This window comes from Hyphomonas sp. (assembly GCF_013823385.1).
Classification (GTDB): Bacteria; Pseudomonadota; Alphaproteobacteria; order Caulobacterales; family Hyphomonadaceae; genus Hyphomonas.
In genome coordinates, this window is sequence record NZ_PNMA01000123.1 from 1 (window position 1) to 1,799 (window position 1,799).

At 59.7% G+C, this 1,799-nt stretch carries 1 protein-coding gene; it reads right to left on the minus strand.

The genetic code is table 11. The features are described 5' to 3' along the window. Nucleotides 1-1,799: conjugal transfer protein TraG N-terminal domain-containing protein (locus tag C0456_RS20335; protein ID WP_291056464.1), on the minus strand; the 1,799-nt coding region annotated here is incomplete at both ends.

The following is a 1,799-nucleotide window of genomic DNA, read 5'->3' on the forward strand; positions in this document are numbered from 1 at the left end:
GATGCTCGCCCCGAGGCGCTCTGTGAGCGATTCCCCGGTAGAATTGGTGATCGAACTCGTGTCTCGGCTGAAACTGTCTCGCGCTGAACGAGCTTCCTCGGAATTGATCTCGCTTCTGACGAAGTCCCGCACTTCGTTGTAAGCCTGATCGGCTGTAACACGACGGCCAGTTGTCTCTTGGACGATGCTCGCAATTTTTGCGCTGATATCCCCCTTCGTAGTAAGCGCATGTCCATTTTCTTTGTCTTGCCACAAGGTACCAGCGGCATGGATGCCAGCATCCGCGCTCCCTGTTACGTTAGATGAGTTGGCAATCTCACGGCTCTCAGCCTCTGAAAACCCGAAGGTGGTCGACAGCTTGGAGGCGAGATTGTCGCTAACTGTGTTCATCCGGCTGATGCTACTGGCGATGCCAGACCCATTTTCGGTGCCGCTCGAGGCACGGCGCTCAGCCGTCTTCATCAGGTCGGTGCCTCTGCTTGCGACAGCCGACCAGCTTTCGGATGCCTCCCGGCTCAGCCGATCTACGTTCGACTGACCCTCCGAATACGTCTGGTTGATCCGTTGCTCGAAGCTGCTCGTCCGCGTCGGCGTGGTCGCGAAGCTCGAAATCGCCGGGCGGGCATCAAAGGCGGACGACCCATCCGCAAAGCCATTGGTGATCACGCCATTGCTGCCGGTAAAGGAGCTCGTCCCAAAGCCGGAAGCAACTCTGAACGTGTCATCGTGCTTGTTGAGGCTGCTGTTGTTCGCACTAAGGTTCTGGAAAGAGGTGTTGCCGAGAGCATAGTTCCCGAGCGTGCGCTCGGCGGCTGCAGCCTGCCCCGCAGCCTGTGCCGGACCGAGCAGCGATGTCGCCTGGCCTGCGATCGCCATCGCGCCGCGCGCCATACCTGCTGCGATGAAAGGCACGCTCATCATCATGAAGCCGGCAATCGTGGCGATGTCATTATTCACGTTCGTGATGCCATTGCTGACGAGCAGCGTCGGCCCATTGGGCGCGACGGCCGCGTAGGCGCTGGCGGCACGGTTCATCACGAACATATGGAGGACCACATAGAGCGGCCCCCAGCTCGCGAGATAGAAGAACCCCATCCCATAGCCGCGCAATGTCGTGACGCCGGTGCGCGGGAAGAGAAAGAGCGGGAAGATCACCGGGAACATCGCGTAGAAAACGACGTGAAGAACAATGCCGAGGAGCGGCACCCAGGTCATCGCTTGCTGCGCGATCGAGGTGTAGGTGTTGCGTGCCTGCGCGTCGGCGCGCTGGGCGGCATAGGCATCCCAGCCCGCATCGGAGAAGCTCTCGCGCGCTGCCATGAAGGCGTCCATGACCGAGACCTGCTGAAGGTAGGCGTAGGGATCGGTCGATGTCCCGTGCAGGCTTCCAGCGACGATGCCGAGGTCCGTTCTCAGGCGCTGCGCGGCAATGGTGTCGAGCAGATCGGGGTAGGCACCCTTCGCGAACAGAGGCAGATCGGAATCGATTTCAGCAGTCCACTGTGCGTCAAGCGCTGCATAGGCTGCGTCGCACCGAATGATCGACGACGTCACTGTCGTCCCGCTTCGAGCAAGGAATTTCTGGGCACGCGCCGGACTACCCGGCCCGATATCGCGCCAAAGATTGTTGCTGGTCGTGAGCGTTTCCATCGGCTTAAAGCCGAGCAGCACGTCATAGAAGACGCATTGCTTAAAGTGCTCGTCGAGATTGGCGCGGAAAATGGGATCCGTGATCTGGAATGTCTGCGCCTTCTCGAGCAGGCGGGCACCATAGATGATGCCATTGTTGGTCATCTTAA